Source organism: Spirillospora sp. NPDC049024, assembly GCF_040649235.1.
Lineage (GTDB): Bacteria > Actinomycetota > Actinomycetes > Streptosporangiales > Streptosporangiaceae > Spirillospora.
Window position 1 is genome coordinate 229,908 of the sequence record NZ_JBEZFD010000012.1, and the last position, 18,008, is coordinate 247,915.

The following is an 18,008-nucleotide window of genomic DNA, read 5'->3' on the forward strand; positions in this document are numbered from 1 at the left end:
CGCCTGCATGGGTGACCCGAGCGCGCAGTTGCTCCGCCAGGGCGGGCCGGGGACGCCGGGGGAACCCGGCCATGGGGGCGCCCTTCAGTAGTGGCCGCCGTGCCCGCCCCCACCGAAGTCGCCGCCGTGCCCGCCGTGGCCTCCGCCTCCGTGGCCTCCGCCTCCGTAGTGCCCGCCGTGCCCGCCGCCTCCATAGTCGTGGCCTCCGCCCCCGCCGCTCCCGCCGGAGCCCGCCGTCACGTCGAAATCTGCCCCAAGCGCCGCGTCGGTGGCCGAGTCCCTCCCGGCGGAGTCGGAGGAACCGCGCGCGTTGGGAGAGGCGGGGGCTCCGGCGTTTCGGGAAGGCCGCCGTCCTCCGGGCCTCGGGATCACAGGGGCGTCCAGAGCGGCGCCACTTAGGACGGCCTCGGCGTCGGCTGCGCATGCCGGGACAGAGCGGACGGTGCCGCCGGGCGGTGCCCACACCACGTTCTGGACGGAGGGTCCGTGCTCGGGGTCGAAGAAGCAGGGCGCGCGCTCGGGCACCGGTTCCCCGGCGAGCCGGGCCCGGATCGCGGTCATGTAGTAGTGGCTGTCCTCCGCCGCGCTGACGACCTCCTCCATGTCCTCCAGGTCGGCGGCGCGCTCGGCCGCCTCCTTGGCCCGGTCGTAGCAGCTCATAGCGCGCTCGTAGTCGGCGCGCACGTCGGGATTCAGATCGCCGTCCGCCACGTCCAGGTCGAGGCGGGCGAGGTCCTCGCCGAGGTGCGCAACGGCCGCCTGGAGGTCGGCCATCTCGCGGGCCGCTCGTTTCCGCTGCTCTCTGCGGCGTTTGAGCCGGCCCCGCCCCCTGGACGCCGCTATCGGCCCCCCGAACAGCAAGAGCCCCGCGAACACCGCGAACAGCACGGCGAAAACGACGCCCTCGGCCGTGCCGTCGGGCTCGGGGACCAACGGGAGCACCGCCCGGATCGCCCGGGTCTCGGGGTTCATTTCCTCAGCATGCCTGCGCGGGCGCGCCCATGCCCGCCGGACGGCTTTGCGGACACCCTCGAACGGACGTCGCATCCCATCCGCTCCCGGAACCTCGTGGCTTACCGGTCGGGTGGGCGGAGGCCGCGGCGTCGCAGGCGGGAGCGGCGCAGTTCCTCGGCGCTGATCACGACCGTCGGGGCGCGCACCTCAGAAGCCGCCGAAGTCGCCACCTCCGCCCCCGCCGAAGTCGCCCCCGCCGCCGAAGTCTCCGCCGCCGAAGTCCCAGCCGCCGCCGATGTCGCCGTCGCCTCCGCCGCCGAAGTCTCCGCCTCCGCCGAAGCCGCCGCCCCAGCCGCCGCCCCACATCGAGCCGAGGGCGGTGCCGATCAGCATGCCGCTGAGCAGGTCCATCCCGCCGTAGCCGTAGTAGTAGCCGCCGGCGTAGGGCGCATAGGCGGGGCCGGCGTTCCAGTACGGCCGGCGTTCCCCGCCCACCGGGACCATGCGGACGTCCGGGTCGCCCCCGCGCAGGACGGCCTCGGCGTCGGCCGCGCACGCCGGGACGGAGCGGGCGACGCCGCCGGGCGGCGCCCACGTCACGTCCTGGACGGAGGGTCCGTGCTGCGGGTTGAAGAAGCACGGCGCGCGCCGCTCGGGCACCGGTTCCCCGGCGAGCCGGGCGCGGGTCGCGGTCATGTAGTAGCGGCCGTCCTCCAGCGCGGTCGTGACCTGCTGCATGTCCTGCGGGCGGGTGGCGCGCTCGGTCGCGGCCTTGGCCTGGTCGTAGGAGTTCATCGCGCGCTCGTAGTCGGCGCGGGTGTCGGGATCGAGGCCGGTGTCCATGACGTTCAGGTCGAGGCGGGCGATGTCCTCGCCGAGGAGCGTGACGTCCTCCTGCACGCCCGCCTTGAGGTCGGCCATCTCGCGGGCCGCGCGTTCCCGCCGCTTCTTGCGGACGCTGAGCATGACGCCCACGACCGCCGCCGCCACGAGCACCAGCAGGCCGAGCAGCACGTATCCGGCCGTCGCGCTGGACTTGGAGGCGCTGTCGACCTTCTTCTCGGCGAGGCCGCCGAACTGGATCAGCCGCTGCTTCAGCGGCGCGCCCTCGGTGCGGGTGACCAGCTGGTTGATCTCCGCGCGGTCCAGCTTCTTGGAGATCGCGCCCATCCGGGCGCCGTCGGCGGTGATCGCGACATAGGTCGCGCCCTTGCCGACGCGCTCGGCGACGGCCGGGAGCAGCTGCCTGACCTGGGCCGCCGTGATGTCGTTGCGGACGACGACGGCGCGGATGTCGGCGTCGCCGTCACCGCCCAGGGACGTCTCGATCTCGTTCCTGTCGGCGGGGGTCAGCGGGTTCCCGGCGCCGCTCGTCACGTAAAGGCGCGAGTCGATGAGGCCCTTGGCGATCTGGCCGACGGTGTCGTCGGCCGCCGCCCGCGGGACCGCGGCCTGCGCCCCGACCCGCACGGCCTCCCCCTGCACGGCCCCGGTCTGCGCCGTCGCGGTCCTCGGCGCCGTGGCCTGGGACGCGGCGGCGACCGCCGGGGCGGCGAGGGCGAACGCCGGCGCGGCGACGGCGACGGCGACCGCCGTTACGGCCCCGCCGCGAGCCGCCCGATTTGCCCGCTTCTCGGTGCTCATTCTCTCAGTCTGCCCACGTGGACGCGGCGATGCCTCGTTCGCGGGACGGATTTGGGACATCCCGAACGGGGACCGGGCCCCATCTGCTCCCATGGGTCCCCGTCTCGGGAGCGCCGAGGCCCGGCGGCGCCCTCGTCCCTACACCGGCCGAGGGCGCCGTACCGCCGGGCGGCGCGCGGTCAGGAGTCCTTGATCTCGCAGATCACCGCGCCCGCGGACACCGTCTGGCCCACCTCGGCGGACAGGCCGGTGAGCGTCCCCGCCTTGTGCGCGGTCAGCGGCTGCTCCATCTTCATGGCCTCCAGGACCACGATGGTGTCGCCGGCCGCCACGGTCGCGCCCTCCTCGACGAGGAGCTTGACGATCGTGCCCTGCATCGGGCTGACCAGGGAGTCGCCGGACACCTGCGCGGCGCCGCCCTTCTTGGCGCCGCGCCGCTTGGCGGGCGCCGCGCCGCCCGCGGCGGGGGCCGCGGAGGCGCCGAGCCCGGCGGGCAGCACGACCTCGATGCGGCGGCCGCCGACCTCGACGGTGACGTGCTCGCGCTCGCCCTCGGCCTCCTCGCCGGCCGGGGGAGCCTCGTAGGGCGGGATCTGGTTGTCGAACTCCGTCTCGATCCACCGGGTGTGGACGCTGAACGGGGTCTCGTCGTCCGCCGGGACGAACGCCGGGTCGTCCAGCACCGCCCGGTGGAACGGCAGGACGGTCGGCATGCCGTCGATGACGAACTCGGCGAGGGCGCGGCGGGACCGCTCGACGGCCTGCCGCCGCGTCGCGCCCGTCACGATCAGCTTGGCGATGAGGGAGTCGAACGCCTGCGGGACGGTCTGCCCGGCCTCGTAGCCGGCGTCCAGCCGGACGCCGGGGCCCGTCGGGGGGTGCCAGGCGGTCAGGGTGCCGACGGCGGGCAGGAAGCCCCGCCCGGCGTCCTCGGCGTTCAGCCGGAACTCGATCGAGTGGCCGCGCAGCTCCGGGTCGCCGTAGCCGAGCTCCTCGCCGTCGGCGACGCGGAACATCTCGCGGACCAGGTCGACCCCGGCGACCTCCTCGGTGACGGGGTGCTCGACCTGGAGGCGCGTGTTGACCTCCAGGAACGAGATCGTGCCGTCCTGGCCGACGAGGAACTCGCACGTCCCGGCGCCGACGTAGCCGGCCTCCTTCAGGATCGCCTTGGACGAGGAGTACAGCAGCTCCAACTGCTCCTCGGACAGGAACGGCGCCGGCGCCTCCTCGACGAGCTTCTGGTGGCGCCGCTGGAGCGAGCAGTCGCGGGTGGACACGACGACCACGTTGCCGTGCTTGTCGGCCAGGCACTGCGTCTCGACGTGCCGGGGCTTGTCGAGGTACCGCTCGACGAAGCACTCGCCGCGCCCGAAGGCGCCGACGGCCTCGCGGACGGCCGAGTCGTACAGCTCGGGCACCTCCTCCAGCGTCCGGGCGACCTTCAGACCGCGCCCGCCGCCGCCGTACGCGGCCTTGATCGCGATGGGCAGGCCGTGCTCCTCGGCGAACGCGACGACCTCGTCCGCGCCGGACACCGGGTCCGGGGTGCCGGCGACCAGCGGCGCGCCGACCCGCTGCGCGATGTGCCGGGCCTGCACCTTGTCGCCGAGCGCGGTGATCGCGGCGGGCGGCGGGCCGATCCAGGTCAGCCCCGCGTTCTCCACCGCCGCGGCGAAGTCGGCGTTCTCCGCCAGGAACCCGTAGCCGGGGTGGACGGCGTCGGCGCCCGACTCCGCAGCGATCTTCAGCAGCTTCTCGATGTCCAGGTAGCTCTCGGCCGCCGTCTGCCCGCCCAGGGCGAACGCCTCGTCGGCGACCCGAACGTGCAGCGCCTCCAGATCCGGCTCGGCGTACACCGCCACACTGGCCAGCCCCGCGTCGCGGCAGGCACGGGCGATACGGACCGCGATCTCGCCGCGGTTGGCGATCAGGACTTTGCGCACGTGGGTCTCCTCCTTCAACCTCGCAGGCAGTCTAGATAACCGCGATCCCAGGTTTTCGTAAGCCCCTCCTTATTGGGGGCGCGGTCCCGGATAGCGGGAGGTTTCCCGAGAAAGCGGTACCCCCGCGGGGATCCCGGCGGACGTCCGCTCCGTCTGATCCACGAACCCGCGGAACGACCCCCGTGCGGGTGTGAGAGGAGCCACCGTGGCCGAGAAGAAGACGTCCGCCGCCAGGGAGCGGGCCGGTGCGAGCCGGCTCTCCGGGGTGCGAGCGCCCAGCAGGCGCACCGCCATCGTCGCCGCCGTGCTGCTGGTCGTCGTGGGATGGCCGGTGCTGAGCGCGCTGCTCGGCGGCTACGAGCGGACCGGCGGCGGCGAGATCGCCGTCGTCCGCAACGGCGGGTTCTTCGACAACAACAGGATCCGGCAGGTCATCGACCCCGGCTCCGGCCGCGTCTGGATCGGGCTCTACTCGCAGGTCCACAAGTACCCCGCCCAGCAGCGCTTCTACACGATCACCTCGGACGCCGGGAAGGGCGACGAGTCCGGCGTGGACGTCGTGACCGTGCCGAGCTCGGACGGCGTCAACATGGGCATCGAGGGGACGCTGTACTTCACGCTCAACCAGGACCACAGCACGCTCAGGCAGTTCGACGACAAGTACGGCACCCGCAAGTTCCGCAGCGCGAGCGGCGAGACCTACAACGTCTACGACGGCGACAAGGGCTGGTCGGCGTTCCTCGACCAGATCGTCCGGCCGGTGATCGACAACGACCTGCGCAGCCAGATCAACAGCTTCCGCTGCGCCGAACTCGTCTCCTCCTGCGCCCTCGTGCAGAACTCCTCCGCGCCGCGCAACGTCCAGGCCGCCGGTCAGCAGGCGCAGAGCAACAACGGCAACATCGCCAAGGTGCAGAACGCGATCAACACGAGCCTGGCCGCGGACCTCAAGCAGACGCTCGGCGGCGAGTTCGTCACCAACATCCACTTCAACCTGGTGCGGATCACCCTGCCGTCCAAGGTGCAGGACGCGGTGGACCGCGCCCAGGCCGCGTTCGCGCAGATCAGCGAGGCGCAGGCGAAGGTCGCCTCGGCCAAGGCGGAGGCCGCCGCCAACAAGGCCCGCCAGGACGGCTACAACAAATGCCCGACCTGCGCGAGGATCGAGGAGCTGAAGGCCCTCCCGCAGGGCATCACGGTCTACGCGCCCGGCAACCCGAACGGCTCCCTCCTGAGGGACTGAGCGGGCACCGGGGCGGGACGAGCGGGCACCGGGGACGGGCCCGCCCCTGAGAGCGGGAGGCGGCGCGGTGGACGCGGGACGGAGGCGGTCGTGCGGTTCCTGATCGTTCTGGCGGAGCTGGCGGTGGTGGCCGCGGCGGCCGTCCTGCTGCTGTACGCGTTCACCGGCCGCTCGTCGCGGAGCCGGGCGCAGTTGGAGAGCGGCGCCCGGTGGGAGACGCACACCGAGTCGTCGGACGGCGTCACCACGGTCGTCGTCCGGCGCGTCTCCCGCGGCGACGGGGGCGACGTGCTCGCGGAGACCGGCCGCCAGACGGTCGCGGCCATCCCGGACGCCGATCCGCAGTGGGAGGAGCGCTACCACGAGGCCATGGCCCAGGCCCGCTCCCGCGTCGCCGCGCTGGAAAGCGAAGTGGACTGATCCGGCGTTCCGCCCGGGGTCCGGCCGTGTAATCTCGGCTCGGATCTACCAGCCCCTGATCATCGGGAGACGCCGATGGTTCGCCCGCGGCCCCGGGCCGGACTGGCGGTCGTCCTGGCCGCCTGCCTGCTGGCGCCCTCGTCCGGCGTGCGCGGGCAGCCCCCCGCCGTGGAGGACTACGTCACCCGCCAGCTCACCGTCGCCGCGAGCGCCTACCTGGAGCGCCGCTCCGAGGCCCTCGTGCACAGGGGCGACCGGGAGCGGCGCGCCGCGCCCACGGAGGTCCTCGGCGTGCGGATCTCCCCGACGTTGGTGCGGTCGCAGGAAAGGGCCGTCCGGGAGCTGGAGACCCGCAACCGCGCCCCCGTGGAGGGCGGCCCCGCCTACACCGGCGCCCGCACCCGCCTGGACGAGGGCCGCGCCGTCCGCACCGGGGACCGGATCACGCTGGAGGCGGTCGAGCACACCGAGATGCGCTACGGCAGCGGGAAGGTCACCCAGTCGGTGCGGCGCCGGTTCGAGTTCCGCGCGACCGGCGAGCAGATCACCATGGTCGGCGAGCACGTTCTGGACCCGGGGGCGCACCCGGTGAACGACCCGCTCGGCGACGGCCGCTGACACGCCGGATTTCCCTTTCCGCCGGCATCGGGCATTCGGTCGCGGAAGCCGCTCTGAAACTCCCTTGACGGGTAGTAATTATGCTCGTCACAAGCCATGCGGCTTGGCGTTGCTGGCCACATCCGGACAGGCCAGGATGGCGGGAATGTGGCCGTTTCGACGAGGGATTCGCGGGGTGCCTCTGGCTCGATGTGATCGGTGGGGCGTAGGCTTGCGCCATTCCTGCGGCAGAGCGTGGAAACGTTCCAACCGATCAGCGAGGAAAGGGCCGGGGCGATGGGTGACAAGCGCGGCGCCAACCTGGGCGAGCTAGAGGAACTGTCCCGCATCTTCAGCAAGCACTCCCGCAACCTCGACGCCCTCATCAAGGACCTCAACGGCCGCACCGTGAGCAGCAGCGCCGCCTGGTGGGGCCCCGGCGCCGACCGCTTCCGCGCCGCCTGGGCCGAGGCCAAGACCGCGTTCGACAAGATGGCCGTCGCGCTCGAACAGGGCAGCCAGGACATCCGCAGGTCCCAGCAGAACATCGAGGCCGCCACGCGCTGACGCGCCTCCCGCGAGCCGCGGGTCCCGGCCCATCCCCCCGAGGCCGGGACCCGCCTCTTTTTTGCCCGGACCTTTTGGCGCGCTGCGCCTCCGGCTCTGCGCGCCCGGCGCTGCGCCTCCGGCTCTGCGCGTCGCCTCTCGCGTCCGGTGGTGTCGCGCTCGCCGCTCGCGGCTGGGGTCAGTCGGGTCAGGGTGCGGTGGCGTCGGTGCCGGCCGGCGGAGGGAGGGCCACCTGGATCCGGGTGGTGACGCCCGCGGCGACGAACAGGCCGCGGCCGGTGGGGCCGCCCAGCGGCGCGTTGCGGGGCAGGCGGAGGCCGAACAGGTCGCCGTCGTCCGGCGAGTCCACCGACAGCAGCACCCCGGAGCGGGAGCGGCGGGTGTCGGACAGGAAGCCCCGGTAGCCGCGGCCCAGATCGTCGGTGGTGCCGCCGATGACGACGGCGTGCTCCCCGTCGCGCGCCGAGCGCAGGACGGCGCTCAGGGCGTCGTCCAGCTCCGTCTCGTCCAGCAGTTCGGCGTCGTCCACGACTACGGCGTAGCGGTGCTCGTCGCCGATCGCGCGTTCGAGGTCGTCGGCGTCGGAGTCGGACGTCAGCACCCCGAGCACACCGGGCCGGCCCGCCAGCAGCCGCAGCGGGGAGCGGCGCGGCGTCACCAGGACGACCGGGACCAGCCCGCCGCCGACCGCGGGGTCGAGCAGCGAGTGGACGATCGTCCGCAGCGTCGTCGAGCGGCCCGAGCGGGGCGGTCCCGCGACGGCGAACCCCGGGCCCTCGTTGAGCAGGTCGATCCCGACGGGGGCGAGCGTGTCGCCGCCGACGCCGACCAGCGCCCACAGCGCCGACGGGGCGAGGAACTCCGGGTCGAGCGACATCGCCTCCCGGTAGGTGACGCGGACGGGCAGCTCGTCCACGTGCAGCGGGCCCCGGCGGCGCGGCAGCCGGCCGTAGCGGGACACGCAGGTCCGGGCGATCTCCTGGAGGGCCGCGACCTGGGCCGCGCCGGACGCGTCGTCCCCGAGGACCGCGATCTGCGACTCGCGGGGCGGCGCGCCCGGCCCGGCCGGTTCGAGGGCGCGGCCGGGCGGCATCTCGGCGGGGATCTGCTTGTCCTGCAGGCCGCCGTAGCCGTAGTCGTTCGGGTCGGCCATGCGGAGGATGAGGCGGCGGTCGAAGACGGTGGAGACCTGGCCGCCGAGGCCGGAGCGGTCGCCGGTGAACACGGCGCGCAGGCCGGCCGCGGCCCCCTCGCGCAGCAGCCGGACGACCTGGTCCACGAGGCGCCCGTAGTCGTAGTGCTCGAACGCGCCGAGGAAGCCCTCCCAGCGGTCGAGCAGCAGGACCATCCACGGGAGGCGGTCGGTGGCGGCGACGGCGGCGCGCTGCTCGGCCACGGAGGAGAACCCCGCCTCGGCGAGCACCTGCTGGCGGCGGGCGACCTCGGCGGTGAGCGCGGTGAGGAGCCGCTCGCAGCGGTCGAGCTGTTCGCGGGTCACGACGGCGCCGCAGTGCGGCAGGGAGACCAGCGGGAGCAGCGCGTTCGCGCCGCAGTCGATCGCGTGGAGGTGGGCGTCGTAGGGGGAGCAGGCGCCCGCCAGCGACCCGGCGATCGTGCGCAGCGCCGTGGACCGGCCCGACTGCGCCGACCCGGCGATGTAGAGGTGGCCGCCCGCGGTGAGGTCGAGCGTCAGCTCCTCGCGGGACTGGACGGCGGGCAGGTCCGTGACGCCGAACGGGATCGGCGGGACGTCCACGACGGAGCCGCCCGCGGCGGTGCGGGGCGCCAGCGAGACCCGCTCGGGCAGCGGGCTCAGCCACGGCGACGGCTGCCGCGCGATCCCGGCGCGGCGCGCGGCCTCGTCGACGGCCTGGACGAGGACGCCGAGGTCGGTGGCGAGCACCGCGTCGTCGGCGGCCTCGCGCGGCCCTGGCAGCGGGTGGCCGAGGCCCTGCCAGGGGAGCGGGTGGACGGTCGGGCCGGCGGAGCCGGTTCCGGCCCCGGGGCGGCGGCCCCCGATCCGCGCCGACTGCACGGCCTGCGGCGCCGCGGCCCCGGAGCGGACGTAGCAGCGCCCGGGGGTGGCCTTGGAGATCTGCGCCGCGTCCGGCGAGTCGAGGACGTCGGCGGACTCGTCCGGGTCCGTGACGCGCAGCGCGATGCGCAGGTTGGTGTTGGCGCGGATGTCGGCGGTCACGACCCCGGCGGGACGCTGCGTGGCGAGGATGAGGTGGACGCCGAGGGACCGTCCCCGGCGGCCGATGTCGACCAGCCCGGCGACGAAGTCGGGCAGCTCGGTGACCATGGCGGCGAACTCGTCGATGACCAGGACGAGCCGCGGCATGGCCGCCAGCCCCGGATCGGACGGGCGCAGGTCGTTGTAGTCGTCGATGTCCTTGGCGCCCGCGCCGAGGAGGATCTCCTCGCGGCGGCGGAGCTCGGCGGCGAGCGACTCCAGGGCGCGTTCGGTGGCGTGGCCGTCCAGGTCGGTGACCATGCCGACGGTGTGGGGGAGGTTCGCGCAGTCCTTGAACGCGGCGCCGCCCTTGTAGTCGATGAGGACGAACGTCATCTCGTCGGGGCGGTTCGCGGCGGCGAGCGACGCGATCAGGGTCTGGAGGAGCTCCGACTTGCCCGCGCCCGTGGTGCCGGCGATGAGGCCGTGGGGGCCGTCCGCGCGCAGGTCGATCTCGTAGCGGCCGCCCGAGGCGAGGCCGATGGGGACGCGGGTCGTCCGCCCGCCCGTCCTGCTCCACGACTGGAGGATGTGCTCGGCCGTGGGCTCCGGCATGTCGAGGACGTCCAGGAGCCGCACGTCGGCGGGGAGCGAGTCCTCGGCGTCCTCGCGGGACACGTCCCGGACGGGGGCCAGAGCGCGCGCCACCCGGTCGGTCCAGGTCGTGGACACCTGGTCGGCCAGGACGGAGCCGACGGCGTCCAGGCCCTGCCCTCGGAGCAGGAGCGTCGAGTGCCGGTGCGTGTCCCATGCGGCGACGACGCTGCACTCCTCGGGGAGCATGCGTTCCTCGTCGTCCACGCAGATGGCGTAGAGCCCGTACTCGGCGCCGCGCGACAGCAGCATCGGCATGCCCGGTATGCGGCGCAGCGCGCGGGCCCCGTCCAGGACGATCAGGATGTTGTACGGGACGGCGTCGGCCGCCCGCGCGCCCTGCCCGAAGAACGACGACTCGGCCTGCGCCGCCCGCCGCCGCTCGGTGACCCGGATCGCCAGTTCGGTGACGCGGTGCGCCGCCGATTCGGGGTCGGTGCCGACGAGGGCCACGCAGTCCTCGCCCTCGCGCGGCGCGCAGTGCGGCAGCCAGCGCACCCAGTTCCACTCGTCGCCGGCGTCCTGGTCGGCGGACAGCACGACGATGGCCAGGTCGCGGGGGCTGTGCAGGGCGGCGGCCTGCGCGACCATCCAGCGGGCCAGGGCACGGGACGCGTGCCGGGGACCGGTCAGCCCGACGACGCCGAGCTCGGTGAGCGGCAGCGCCACCGGGACCTGCCGGGCCGCCGGGACCCGGACCGCGTCGCCCGCGCGGGAGGGCGGCCCCTCGCGTCCCGCGGGCTCGGCTCCGGCGGTCGGCACGGCGTTTCCGGTGGGCACGGCGTTTCCGGTGGGCACGGCGTTTCCGGCCGGTGCGGCGTCCCCGGTCAGCTCGATGCGGGCGGGCAGGTCGGCGAGGCCCAGCCGCAGGTGGAGGACGTCGGGGTCGTCGCGGCGGCGCTCCCACAGGCGGCGCCGCGGTCCGGTCGCGGTCAGCAGCACCTCGGCGGGGTCGGGGTGCAGCGCGCGGCGCTCGGCCTCGTCCTCGCGCCGCAGCCGCTCCAGCTCGCCGTCGAACTCGCCCGCCTTCTGGTGGTACTCCCTCAGCGAGCGCTTGTAGGACTTGCGGCCGTGCATCCGGTCGCCGAGCCACTCGCCGAGCGTCATCACGGGCCAGGCCAGCGCGAACAGCGCCCACCACCACTGGCCGAGCCCGAACGCCATGGCGAGCCCGAACGCCGAGAACAGCAGCGCGCCGAAGAGCCGGAGCCGCTCGCGCGGGTTGCGCTCGGGACGCTTCGGGACCTCAAGCGTCCGCGTCCGCGGCGGCCGGTTCAGCCGCGGCGGCCGGTTGAACGCGAGGCCGCCCTCCGGCATCGGCTCCAGGTGGGTGTCGGGGGCGGCGCACGGCGCGAGGGTCAGCACGCTGGCCCCCACCGTCAGCAGCGCGCCCATCGGCCACACCGTCTTCGCGCCCAGGGGCGTCCCGTCCAGGACGGCGGCCCCCTGCATCGTCATGGCGGACGCCTCGACCTGGACGGACGTGCGCCCGACCGTGAGCCGCAGGGACCGGGCCGGGACGGACGGGTCGTCCAGCACCACGTCGACGTCGGTCCCGGACCCGATCGTGCTGACGCCGAGCCCCAGCCGGTGCACGGACCCGGCCGCCGGGCCGCCGGCGACGCGGACCTCGACCAGCCCGGTCGGTTCGGTGAGCACGGTCGCGGCGGCGCCGCGCCGCTCGACCGCCACGACGGCGCCGTCCCGCAGCTCCTTCACCGCGAGCGCCTGCGGGTCGAGCATGCGGCCGTCCATCCAGAGCGCCTTGCGCGCGCCCCTGGACCGCAGCGCGTCCTTGGAGAAGCGCGGCGCGGGGACGGCCGGGCGGCCCTCCAGCGTGGCGGCGAGCGTCTGGGCGACCCCGTCCACGGTGGCCTCGGAGTCGACGTTCAGCACGACGTCGCGGGGGCCTCCGCCGGTCAGCGCCGTGAACGAGATCCGCATCCGAGCCCTCCGACGTCCTCGGGACAACCGGGCCTAGCTTAATTACCCGCCCCCTCCGCCATCCGGGAAGCGGCCACGACCGCCTTCAGGGCGTCGTCCATCGGCGTCGGGGCCATCCCGAAAGCCGACTCGAACGCCGAAGAGTCCAGCACGTACGGCTTGTCGAACTGGTACCGGGTCTCCCGCAGCTCCCTGGCCATCGGCGAGAAGAACCCGGCCGCGTGGAAGACCGCGCGCGGCACCTCGTAGATCCGCGGCGCGGGCGCCCCGGCGATCTCGCACAGCCGCTCGCCGACCTCCCGCGTGGACACCGCGGGGCCGGTGGGGATGTGCCAGGGCCGCCCCCAGGCGCGCTCGTCGGTCCCGGCGATGGCGAGGGCCTGCGCGACGTCCGGCAGGTACGTCCAGGCGTGCGGGACGGACGGGTCGCTGAAGTACGGGACGCGCTTGCCCGCCAGCAGCGGCTTCACGAACCGCGTCTCGCCGATGTAGGCCTGGTCGGTGCTGCCCGGCCCGTAGTAGTCGGATCCGCGCAGTTCGGTGGCCCTGATCCGGCCCGCCTTGTGCGCGGCCAGGGCGTCCCGCCACATCTTCGCCCGGACGCGTCCCTTGGTGCCGGTCGCGGCGAGCGGCAGGTCCTCGGTCATCGGCCCGTCGACCGGGCCGTACCCGTACAGGCAGCTCAGCGTGACGAGGGCGGCCCCGGTGTCCTCGGCGGCGCCGAGGAAGGACGCGGCCATCGGCGGCCAGTCCCGCGCCCACCGGTGGTACCGCGGGTTGACGCAGTTGTAGAGGGCGTCGGCGCCCTTGGCGACCCGGGTGAGGTGCTCCCGGTCGGCGACGTCCGCCGCGACCCGCTCGGCCCCCTCCGGTCCCGATCCCGAACGCGTCACGACGACGACGTCGTGGCCCCGTGCGGTCAGCAGTCCGGCGAGGTGCGTCCCCACCTGCCCGGCTCCGACGATCACGTGCTTGCCCATGGTGCTCTCCTGACGCTGGTGTGCTGCGGTTCTGTGCTCTGCGGTGTTCGTGCTCGGCCCGTTTTCAGGGCCCGTGCTCAGGGGCCCGTGCTCAGGGGCCCGTGCTCAGGGGGCTCGCGCTCCGGCTCAGGCGGAGCCCTCGATGTGGCTCTTCAGGGCGGCGAGGCGCTTCTCGTGGCCCGCGCGGAGCTTGGGCTCCCCGTAGATCAGCCGGATCAGGGGACCGCTCAGGGACTCCTCCGTGGTCACGCGGGTCCGGCCCCCCTCCTCGGCCAGGACGAGGCGGTCCACGGCCCGGTAGACGGCCAGGAAGGTGCCCGTCCAGCTGAGTTCCCGCCCCGGGTCGACCACGGCGAAGCGGGACCGCAGGGGCGTGCCGGCCTGGCTCCAGCGGAACTCCTTGCCCGGCTCCACGGCGTCCAGCGCGCGCAGCCGGAAGTCGGGCGACCAGGCCTCCCAGCCGCGCAGGTCGGCGAGGACCTCCCAGACCAGCGCGGCCGGCGCGTCGATCAGGACGCTGGAGGCGCTGGTGACGGGCGCGGCCTCGTCGATGCGTCCGCGCAGTGCGTAGTCGTCGTGCAGGGTGGCGAGGCTCGGCATGGTCACTCCTTGGTCAGTGCTCCGTTTCGAGAGCAATGCTCTCCTTGGAGAGCAGTGTTGTCAAGAGCACTGCTCTCGAATTAGCGCGGCGCTCTGCTAACCTCCCGGAGACGGGAACAGACCGGGGCGCGCGACCGCCCCGGAGGGGAGGCGGGCATGAGCACGGGGCGGACGGCGCGCGAACGGGTCCGGGCGGAGCTGGTCCGGGAGATCACCGAGATCGCGAAGCGGCAGCTCGCCACCGAGGGCGCCGCGGGGCTGTCGCTGCGCGCGGTCGCCCGCGAGATGGGCATGGTGTCGTCGGCGATCTACCGGTACTTCCCGAGCCGCGACGACCTGCTGACCGCGCTGATCATCGACGGCTACAACGCCGTCGGCGAGGCCGTCGAGCGCGCCGACGCGAAGGCCCTGGCCGACGCGAAGACCGGGTACGCCGGGCGCTGGCTCGCCGTGTGCCGGGCCGTCCGGGAGTGGGCTCTGGCGCACCCGCACGAGTACGCGCTGCTCTACGGCTCGCCGGTGCCCGGCTACAAGGCCCCCGAGGACACCGTCGCCGCCGCCGTGCGCGACACCCTCGTCATGTCGCGGATCGTCTCCGAGGCGCACGCGGCCGGGGCGCTCGACCCCGCCGGGCCGTGCCCGCCGGCGCCGCCCGCCATCGCCGAGGACTTGGCCCGCGCCCGCGCGATGCTCCCCCTGGACGTCCCCGACGACGTCATCGCGCGGGCGTTCACCGCCTGGGCCGCTCTGTACGGGACGGTCAGTTTCGAATTGTTCGGCCAGTACAACAACGTGATCGAGGAACGCGCCGCCTATTTCGACCACACGGCGGCTCTGCTCGGACGCCTCATCGGCCTGCAACCGTGACCCGGCGGGGCCTGCGGGCCGCCCGGCACGGGGGTCAGTGACAGATGTGACTGGTGGTAAGTAGCCATGTGATCCGTGAATTCGCAGGTCATCGCCTTCCGCTCGGATATGGAGGGGCTCGGCTCCACCGAATCCATTGACGTGACCTCGCCGCCCCCGCGAGCATGGATCGCCCGATGACGCGGACTCCGGTGGGACGGGGCCGGCGTCCGGGCGGGAAGGAGCGCGTGAGCAGCGCGATGAAGGCCAACCAGTCGACCATCTCCGGCGGCGGCGCGGCGGGCTCGTCCGGCGGGACGGCGGGGCTCGGCCGGTCGGGGCTCGGCACCTCGGGAGGGCAGCGGCTCCCGGCGTCCCCGCGCGAGCGCAAGCCGGCGCTCGCCGCCCTCGCGGTGCTGCTGATCCTCGGCGGCGCCCTCGCCAGCGCCTACCTCGTGATGGCGAGCGGCGAGCGGGTCTCGGCGATCCGGATCGCGCAGCCGGTCGCGGCCGGGCAGCGGATCCCGGCGAGCGCCCTCGAGGAGGTGCAGATCGGCGACACCGGCATCCAGTACCTCAAGTGGTCCGAGCGGGCGAAGGTGAGCCGGTACTTCGCGGCGGTGCCGCTGGTGAAGGGCGCGCTGCTGACCAACTCCATGATCAGCCCCGCCGACGCCCCGGCCAGCGGCCGGCTCGTCGTCGGGCTCGCGCTCAAACCGGGCCAGATGCCCTCCGGCGACGTCACCCGCGGCGCGCACGTCACCCTGTTCGCGGTCGGCGGCGGCACGGGCGGCGGGCCGCGCGCCGGGACCGTTCTCGCGCGGGACGCGGTCGTCCTGAACGTGGGGAGCGGGGACGCCGGCGGCCCGACGCGGCTGCGGTCCGAGCAGACGAGCGTCGACGTCGCCGTCCTCCCGGCGGAGGCGGCGCGGGTGACGCAGGCGGCCTCCGCCGGGACGGTCGCGCTCGCCCTGATCCCGCCCGGCACGAACGCCTCCGTGCCGCCCGCGCCGGAGGGGGACGGCGGCGGTTCGGGCGTCCAGCCCGTCCCGGGATCCGGCGCCCCCGGCCCGGGCACGGGCGGCGGCACCCCGGGCCCGGGCGGTACTCCGGGGCCCGGCGGTACACCAGGCACGGGCGGTAACTGACGGTGGCACTCATCGCGCTCGCGGCCGACAAGGGGGCGCCGGGCGTCACGACCGCGGCGGTCGCGCTCGGCGCGGTGTGGCCGCGTCCCGTGCTCGTCGCCGAATGCGACCAGGCCGGCGGCGACCTCGTCTACCGGCTCCCGGCCGCCCAGCCGGACGGCGACGCCGACGGCGGCATGCTCAACCCCTCGCGCGGGCTGCTCAGCCTCGCCGCCACGGCCCGCCGCGGGCTGCGCCCCGACCAGGTCGCCGAGCACTGCCAGCGGCTCGTCGGCGGCCTCGACGTGCTCGTCGGCGTCACCAACGCCGAGCAGGCCCAGGCGATGACGTGGCTGTGGGGGCCGCTCGGCCGGGCGTTCGCCGGCCTCGCCCCCGTCGACGTGATCGCCGACTGCGGGCGGCTCGGCGCGGCCAGCCCGCTGATCGACCTGATGCACGAGGCCGACCTCGTCGTCCTGCTCACCAGGGCCACCCTGGAGCAGGTCGCCCACCTGCGCGAACGCGTCGCCGCGCTGACCGCGGAGCTGCGCGGCGGGCCGCCGGTCGGGGTGCTGGTGCTCGCCGACCCGCGCGACTTCCGCGGCTCCATCGCCGAGGTCGACCGGATCCTCGCGGGCGTCCGCGGCCGCGCCGCCGACGCCGCGCAGGGGCCCCCGCCGCCGGACGTCACCGTCCTCGGCGGCCTGGCCCTCGACCCGAAGGGCGCCGACCTGCTGTCGGGGAGCTGGGGCGGCCGGCTGGACCGGTCGCTGCTGATCCGCTCGGCACGCGAGGTCGCGGCCGACCTCGTCGGACGCCTCCCCGCCGCGCCGCCCGGACCGCAGCCCGCCCGGCAGGACGGCCCGCCCGCGCCGCGGCCTGCCGAGCAGCCGCCGCAGGCCCAGCAGCCGTCACAGCAGGCACCACAGCAGGCACCGCAGCAGGCGCAGCAGCAGGGGCCGCACGTGCCCGCGGGCGGCGGGCACGAGGAAGGGAGGCGCTAGATGGACCACGCACTCGTCAAACGCCTCCGCCAGGAGGTCGGCGACCGGCTGGCCCGGCAGCGCCGGCTGGACGCCGCGAACGGGCTGCCGCCGATGTCCGGCGAGGACGAGCGGCAGTTCGCCCGCGCGCTGATCGGCCAGGTGCTGGAGGAGTTCGCGCGCGGCGAGATCACCTCCGGGCGCCGCCCGCCGAACGCAGAAGAGGAGGAGGCCCTCGCCGCCGGGGTGCACGCGGCGCTGTTCGGCGTCGGCCGGCTCCAGCCGCTGCTGGAGGACCCCGAGATCGAGAACATCGACGTCAACGGCTGCGACCGCGTGTTCATCGGCTACGCCGACGGCCGCGAGGTGATGGGCGAGCCGGTCGCCGAGAGCGACGAGGAGCTGGTCGAGCTGATCCAGATCCTCGCCGCCTACAGCGGGCTGTCCTCGCGCCCGTTCGACACCGCGAACCCGCAGCTCGACCTGCGGCTCCCGGACGGGTCGCGGCTGTCGGCGGTGATGGACGTGACCGTCCGCCCCGCGCTGTCGATCCGCCGCGCCCGCCTCGGCAAGGTGTTCCTCGCCGACCTGGTCGGCAACGGCACGTTCACGCAGGAGCTCGGGCAGTTCTTCCGCGCCGCCGTGCACGCCCGCAAGAACATCATGATCGCCGGGGCGACGAACGCGGGGAAGACGACCCTGCTGCGCGCCGTCGCCAACGAGATCCCGCCGCACGAGCGGCTCATCACCGTCGAGCGCGCCCTCGAACTCGGCCTCGACGCGTTCCCCGAGCTGCACCCGAACTGCGTGGCGTTCGAGCAGCGGCTGCCGAACTCCGAGGGCCAGGGCGCGATCTCGATGGCCGAGCTGGTCCGCAGGTCGCTGCGGATGAACCCGTCCCGGGTGATCGTCGGCGAGGTGCTCGGCGACGAGATCGTCACGATGCTGAACGCGATGACGCAGGGCAACGACGGGTCGCTGTCCACGATCCACGCCAACTCCTCGGCCGAGGTGTTCAACCGCGTCGCCACCTACGCGATCCAGTCGGAGGAGCGGCTGCCGGTCGAGGCGACCCACATGCTGATCGCGGGCGCGATCGACTTCGTCGTGTTCATCGAGAAGCGCAACGACTACGCCTCAGGCGGCCGGCTGCGCCGCTACGTGGCCAGCGTCCGGGAGGTCACCGGCGTGGACGGGCGCGTCCTGTCCTCGGAGGTGTTCGCGCTCGGACCGGCCGGCTACGCCGTCCCCGCGGCGCCGATCGCCTGCATCGCCGACCTCGCCGAGCACGGCTACGACCCGTCCGCCGGGGGTGTCTGGTGACGCG

At 74.5% G+C, this 18,008-nt stretch carries 14 protein-coding genes; 8 read left to right on the plus strand and 6 right to left on the minus strand.

Features of this window, described 5'->3' with window-relative positions; all coding sequences use genetic code 11:
- Positions 1–84: 84 nt before the first annotated feature.
- The 3 genes from AB0C21_RS23505 to AB0C21_RS23515 all read right to left on the minus strand — a co-directional run bounded on the left by AB0C21_RS23505 (position 85) and on the right by AB0C21_RS23515 (position 4,544).
- Complete coding sequence (locus tag AB0C21_RS23505) at positions 85–972, minus strand: hypothetical protein (RefSeq protein ID WP_500206895.1); 888 nt, start codon at positions 970–972, stop codon at positions 85–87.
- A gap of 189 nt (positions 973–1,161) precedes the next feature.
- Entirely contained in the window at positions 1,162–2,598 is a 1,437-nt protein-coding gene (locus tag AB0C21_RS23510; protein WP_500206897.1) for a hypothetical protein, read from the minus strand.
- Between the two features lie 179 nt (positions 2,599–2,777).
- Complete coding sequence (locus tag AB0C21_RS23515; RefSeq protein ID WP_500206899.1) at positions 2,778–4,544, minus strand: acetyl/propionyl/methylcrotonyl-CoA carboxylase subunit alpha; 1,767 nt, start codon at positions 4,542–4,544, stop codon at positions 2,778–2,780.
- A 205-nt stretch (positions 4,545–4,749) separates the two neighbouring features.
- Between AB0C21_RS23515 and AB0C21_RS23520 the strand changes: the two genes are divergently transcribed.
- From AB0C21_RS23520 to AB0C21_RS23535, 4 genes are all read left to right on the plus strand, one after another.
- Entirely contained in the window at positions 4,750–5,787 is a 1,038-nt protein-coding gene (locus AB0C21_RS23520) for an SPFH domain-containing protein (RefSeq protein ID WP_500206901.1), read from the plus strand.
- Between the two features lie 90 nt (positions 5,788–5,877).
- On the plus strand, positions 5,878–6,207 hold the full coding sequence (locus AB0C21_RS23525; RefSeq protein ID WP_149259066.1) for a hypothetical protein: 330 nt from the start codon (positions 5,878–5,880) through the stop codon (positions 6,205–6,207).
- A gap of 75 nt (positions 6,208–6,282) precedes the next feature.
- Entirely contained in the window at positions 6,283–6,825 is a 543-nt protein-coding gene (locus AB0C21_RS23530) for a hypothetical protein (protein ID WP_500206903.1), read from the plus strand.
- A 276-nt stretch (positions 6,826–7,101) separates the two neighbouring features.
- Positions 7,102–7,371 (plus strand): WXG100 family type VII secretion target, encoded by a 270-nt coding sequence (locus tag AB0C21_RS23535; protein WP_141580969.1) that lies wholly within the window; start codon positions 7,102–7,104, stop codon positions 7,369–7,371.
- Between the two features lie 187 nt (positions 7,372–7,558).
- Here AB0C21_RS23535 and AB0C21_RS23540 read toward each other — a convergent pair whose 3' ends face one another.
- The 3 genes from AB0C21_RS23540 to AB0C21_RS23550 all read right to left on the minus strand — a co-directional run bounded on the left by AB0C21_RS23540 (position 7,559) and on the right by AB0C21_RS23550 (position 13,725).
- Positions 7,559–12,145: an FtsK/SpoIIIE domain-containing protein gene (locus tag AB0C21_RS23540; RefSeq protein WP_500206905.1), complete on the minus strand. Its 4,587-nt coding sequence runs from the start codon at positions 12,143–12,145 to the stop codon at positions 7,559–7,561.
- Positions 12,146–12,183: 38 nt separating this feature from the next.
- The gene (locus AB0C21_RS23545) at positions 12,184–13,125 is read right to left on the minus strand and encodes an NAD-dependent epimerase/dehydratase family protein (RefSeq protein WP_500206907.1); all 942 of its coding nucleotides are present in this window, start codon (positions 13,123–13,125) and stop codon (positions 12,184–12,186) included.
- Between the two features lie 126 nt (positions 13,126–13,251).
- Positions 13,252–13,725: an SRPBCC domain-containing protein gene (locus AB0C21_RS23550; RefSeq protein WP_500206908.1), complete on the minus strand. Its 474-nt coding sequence runs from the start codon at positions 13,723–13,725 to the stop codon at positions 13,252–13,254.
- Between the two features lie 156 nt (positions 13,726–13,881).
- Here AB0C21_RS23550 and AB0C21_RS23555 point away from each other — a divergent pair, with 156 nt between their 5' ends.
- From AB0C21_RS23555 to AB0C21_RS23570, 4 genes are all read left to right on the plus strand, one after another.
- Positions 13,882–14,592, plus strand: a complete 711-nt coding sequence (locus tag AB0C21_RS23555) for a TetR/AcrR family transcriptional regulator (protein WP_500206909.1) — start codon at positions 13,882–13,884, stop codon at positions 14,590–14,592.
- Positions 14,593–14,819: 227 nt separating this feature from the next.
- Complete coding sequence (locus tag AB0C21_RS23560; protein WP_500206911.1) at positions 14,820–15,719, plus strand: CpaB family protein; 900 nt, start codon at positions 14,820–14,822, stop codon at positions 15,717–15,719.
- Between the two features lie 2 nt (positions 15,720–15,721).
- On the plus strand, positions 15,722–16,702 hold the full coding sequence (locus tag AB0C21_RS23565; RefSeq protein ID WP_500206912.1) for a hypothetical protein: 981 nt from the start codon (positions 15,722–15,724) through the stop codon (positions 16,700–16,702).
- A complete protein-coding gene (locus tag AB0C21_RS23570) occupies positions 16,703–18,004 on the plus strand; it encodes a TadA family conjugal transfer-associated ATPase (RefSeq protein ID WP_500206914.1) in 1,302 nt (433 codons plus the stop codon). It begins immediately after the preceding gene.
- Positions 18,005–18,008: the final 4 nt, after the last annotated feature.

Coding starts and splice junctions, on each gene's coding strand:
- AB0C21_RS23510 (WP_500206897.1), bottom strand. CDS start 2,598: ATGAGCACCGAGAAGCGGGCAAATCGGGCGGCTCGCGGCGGGGCCGTA.
- AB0C21_RS23505 (WP_500206895.1), bottom strand. CDS start 972: ATGAACCCCGAGACCCGGGCGATCCGGGCGGTGCTCCCGTTGGTCCCC.
- AB0C21_RS23545 (WP_500206907.1), bottom strand. CDS start 13,125: ATGGGCAAGCACGTGATCGTCGGAGCCGGGCAGGTGGGGACGCACCTC.
- AB0C21_RS23550 (WP_500206908.1), bottom strand. CDS start 13,725: ATGCCGAGCCTCGCCACCCTGCACGACGACTACGCACTGCGCGGACGC.
- AB0C21_RS23535 (WP_141580969.1), top strand. CDS start 7,102: ATGGGTGACAAGCGCGGCGCCAACCTGGGCGAGCTAGAGGAACTGTCC.
- AB0C21_RS23530 (WP_500206903.1), top strand. CDS start 6,283: ATGGTTCGCCCGCGGCCCCGGGCCGGACTGGCGGTCGTCCTGGCCGCC.
- AB0C21_RS23555 (WP_500206909.1), top strand. CDS start 13,882: ATGAGCACGGGGCGGACGGCGCGCGAACGGGTCCGGGCGGAGCTGGTC.
- AB0C21_RS23540 (WP_500206905.1), bottom strand. CDS start 12,145: ATGCGGATCTCGTTCACGGCGCTGACCGGCGGAGGCCCCCGCGACGTC.
- AB0C21_RS23570 (WP_500206914.1), top strand. CDS start 16,703: ATGGACCACGCACTCGTCAAACGCCTCCGCCAGGAGGTCGGCGACCGG.